Genomic DNA, 4,633 nt, shown 5'->3' on the forward strand with positions numbered 1-4,633 from the left:
TTCCTTTCGTTAAACTATTTTTAAATGTAAGTGGAAGGAGTTTTTGTTGTCCTTTTTCGATTGTAAATTCAATTGGTTCTACATTTACATCGTAATAAGTTGGAGCCTTTGTTTCGATAAGCTTATAGTTACCAGGACGTAAGTCATCTACAACTAGCATTCCTTTACTATTCGTAACAAGGTCCGTACGAACATCTTCATTAGTATCTCTATTAACGATTTTAAATACTGCACCTTCAAGTGTTTCCTTTTCATCTGCAGCATTCACTTTTGTTAACTCAATACCGCCTTTTGTTAAGCTGTTTTTAGCGGTAACAGTAGCCTGAGTTGTTTGACTTTCTGTAATCGTAAATTTAATTGGTTTTGTATTTTTGTCGTAATACTTCGGTGCTGTTACTTCGATAAATTTATAATCGCCAGGGCGTAAGCCAGTAGCGATAGCTTTACCATCCGCACCAGTTTTTACATTTTCGCGAATAACTTTCTTTTCATCATTTGCATCAACAATTTTAAATACAGCACCTTCAAGAGCTGTACCATCGATATCATCAACTTTTGTTAATTCAACATCTCCTGGTTTTAAAGCATTTTCAGCTTTCACAAGTAGAGTTTCTTTCTGACTTCTATCGATTGTAAATTCAATAGGTTCTGCTCGTAAAACGTAATGTTCAGGAGCAGCTATTTCAATAAATTTATACGTACCAGGACGTAGGTTACTAACTTTAACTTTACCGTGTTTATCAGTAGTTAAGTTAGTGTGAGGGGAAACGTCATTATTATTTGTATCGACAAGTTTGAATACAGCACCTTCTAGTGGTTTTTTCTCACCAAACTCATCAACTTTTAATAATTCAACCTCGCCCGTTTTTAAGCTGTTATTTGCCGTAACAGTAGCAAGAGCTTGTTGGCTTTTATCAATTGTAAACTCGATAGGGTTTGTACTTAACGTATAATCCTTAGGAGCTTCTGTTTCGATAAATTTATAAGCACCAGGCTCTAAATCTTTAACGGTAACTTTTCCATCTGAACCTGTTTTTATATTTTCACGAATTACTTGTTTCTCGTCATTCGCATCGACAATTTTAAATACAGCACCTTCAAGGGCAGTGCCATCGACATCATCGACTTTCGTTAAAGTGACACCACCTTTAATGAGGTGATTTGTCGCTGTAACAGTAAGTGCTTTCTTTTGACTTTTTATAATTGTAAACTCAATTGGTTTTTTATCTATGTCGTAATCTTTAGGTGCTTTTTCTTCGACAAATTGATAGTCTCCAGGGCGTAAATCTTTTGCTTCGATTTGTCCTTGATCATTTGTCGTTAATTTTTCATATCCACGAATTACTTTGTTATATCGATCGCGTACACTGAACTCCGCACCTGCTAAAGTTTTTCCATCTTTATCGAATTTTGTTAAAATGGCCGATCCTGGAATCAAACTGTTTGTTGCAGTTCGGTTTATTACTGTTGTTTGATCTTCTTTGATTGTGAATTGTATAGGTGTACTGTCTAATTTATAATGCTCAGGAGCAGTTGTTTCTTGTAAGTAGTAAGTTCCTGGTTTTAAATTATCTACAGTAATTTGTCCTTGATTATTTGTTGTTAATTTTTCGTGTTCTGAAATTATTTTTTTGTCTTTATCAAGTAGTGTGAAAACGGCACCTTGCAGTGTGACGTTTTTATTCAGGTCATCAGACTTTGTTAAAACTACTTTACCGACAAACTTCTTATTTGCAAGTTTATATGTTGTAGTCTCTTGTGTACCAAGTTCAACAATTTTCCCTTGTTTTAAATCCCAGCTAATTACATAGCCTTCAGGAGCCTTTGTTTCTTTTAATAAATATTTATCGCGTTTTAAATTATTAAATTTAGCGATACCGTCTTTGTCTGTTGTAATTTTACGGATAACAGTTTTACCTGTACGATCGTATAAAGTAAATTCTGCCCCAGCTAATAGTGCGTTCTTATTGTCGTTATCTACCTTTATAATTTCAAGGTTTCCACGGCCTTTAGTAGCAGATCCTCCGCCTGAACCAGAAGACATTCTCACTTCAATCGTTTCAGTAGTTTCTGTGTTTTTAACTGTCAACTTATTGCCTGTGATTTTCGCTTTATTACTTACTTTTTCTTTATCGTCTGCATTAATAAGTGAGCGATATTCTAAAATATAAGCTCGATCAATTTTTTTCAAGAAGGCAATTTCGAAATGTTGCTTTCCAGTATTATTGTCTGTTGTTATTTTGAGTTTATAGTCTGTTCCTTCTTTTAATTCGTTTACTGTATCTTTTGTTAAATTTCCATATGGATCAACAGTTGTAGGATATAAGTGGAATGAATCTTCCACAATTACCTGATTTTCGGTTGGATCATCTGTTACAACGGCATCTGCAATGGTTGATTGGCTTTCGTTAATTGCGATACTCCAATTAATATAGTTGTCGTCTTGCACAGCTTTTTTAGTAACGAAGCTGCCACCTTTATTTACTTGAGTGTCACCTGTAAGGGTGTTTACGATTTTAGAGCCATCTTTTAAATCTGCCTCGTTTTTGTAGGTGCCTTGGATAAGTTCACCATCAAGGCTTGTTTTAAAGATAATATAGTAAGGTGAATTAATTGATTGTTTGAAATGAACCTTTAGGGTGTTTTTATTTTTCTCTGTAGGTTCTTCAAGTTCATATTTCTCAGTTGGTACAGCATTACCAGGTTGTGCATTATCAGGATTTCCATTTAGAATCATATCGCGCACTTCAATGGATCCAGGCACTAATTTTTGTTTATCTTGTATTACGTCTATAACATAAGGATCTTTAATCTCAACATTATTATAGTTAAAGCCTATTATCCAAGTAATTTCCTTCGTTTGGGCGTTATAAGAACCGTATTTATAACCATTTGCCTTTGTGAAAGTATCAGGATCGAAATTAGCTTCAACTTTATTTGATTGTGGATTAGAATCCGTATCTATCCAAGAAAGGTTACCTGTATTTTTAAATGAAGTTTTACCACTTTCTAGCTTTGTATAATCAAAGTCTGTCGTATATTTTACGACTAATGTCTTTGTCATATTAGACTGATACGTACCTATAAGAGTAATTTTGAAGCCTTTATCTGTTACATCTAAAACATAGTCAGTCCCAGCTTGAAGGGTATAATTTCCGTCTTTAATTTCTAGTTTCTTATCTTTTAATTGTAATCCACTATGATCAAAGGTGTCCGTAATAATCGCGTTGCTTAATGGATAGTTGTTATTATTTACTATAATTGTCCAAGTTGTTGTTTTGTCTTTATAATTTGTTTCAGCTTTATTATTAGATTTAATAATATTTTGCTGCTTGAAGCTAGCTTCATTTTCTTTACTTGAATCATTATCAGCTGTAACTTTATTTTTTACTTTTCCATCTTCTATAACTTTATTAGTTGGCTTGGTTTTATAGGTAATCACATAAGCACTATTAATATCATCATTAAACTGTAAATCGAATCCATTCTTCTTGTTATTTACAGTGTAATTATTAACAGCGTCTCCTGTTACAAGCGTTCCTTTTTCATTATATGAAGCGTTTTTTACAACAATAGAATTTGCATCTAGTTCGTGTGTATCGTCAAAAATATCTTTTAAAATCGCATCAGCTTTTTTGATCTCTCTTTGATCACCATTGTAAGTAATTGTCCACTCAATTGTTTGCGTCTTTGGATCATATTTACTTGTTTTATTTAAGTGTGTACCACGAGAAACCGTTACAGTAGAACTTGCGTTTTGTTGCTTTTGATTATCACTCGTTATAGTAACGTTATTTCGGAAACTTTTAATATTTTCATCAGTAATTTTTGTGGCATATTCGATTTGATATGCTTTATTGATAGAATCTTTGAAAGCAATCTCCAATTTTGAGCCATCTGATGAAATAATATTGTAATCTGTTGGCTCAGCTTCTGCACCACGCGTTACATTCCCATTAACATCAACTTCTAAATAATAAACTTTAATAGAATCTTTATTTAAGCTTGTACCTTGTGGAATGTTATCTTTAAAAACAGCGTTTTTAAGGGGGTCTTTCGTTTTGTTCATCTCTACTTTCCAATTAATTTCATTTGTATTAATTGGTCTATCAGGTAAACCCTTTTTATTCGTAGCTGTTTGTACATTAGGCTTAAAGTCAACTGTAATAGAAACATCCTTATCTTTAATCGGGAAAGGAATTTCTTGTGTTGTTGTACCTTTAATTTCAGCTTTATTAAATTCTGTCTTTAATTGTAGGTTACCAGCAACATCTGGATGCTCTTCAACATAATCGTTGAATGTCATCGTGACTTTTCCATCTTTTGTAACAGTAAAATTACCAATTTGATGGTTTTCACTATCATATAAAGGACTGTTAATTGTATTGTAAATCTTAAAATGTTTAGGAAGATCAAAAATATAGTAATCTCCATTTTTCACATTCATTGATTTTAAAAGTTCCCATGTAAACTCAATATTGGCAGGGGAATCTGTACTTGGACGGTTATCCTCTGTAAATGGTTTTCCGTCTTTATCCGTCAACTTTACACTGGTTAAAATGTTTGTTGTTATTTGCTTTGGACCTGAATTTGTATTCTCAGCAGGGTCGCTTGCTAGCTTTTGTTCTGGATT

At 33.1% G+C, this 4,633-nt stretch carries 1 protein-coding gene; it reads right to left on the reverse strand.

All coding sequences use genetic code 11. From position 1 onward, the window contains the following. The coding region (locus MR107_RS29325) for a SpaA isopeptide-forming pilin-related protein (RefSeq protein WP_242293095.1) at nucleotides 1-4,633 on the reverse strand (4,633 nt) is incomplete at both ends.

Origin of the sequence: Bacillus cereus group sp. BfR-BA-01441, from assembly GCF_022663075.1 — a bacterium.
Classification (GTDB): Bacteria; Bacillota; Bacilli; order Bacillales; family Bacillaceae_G; genus Bacillus_A; species Bacillus_A cereus.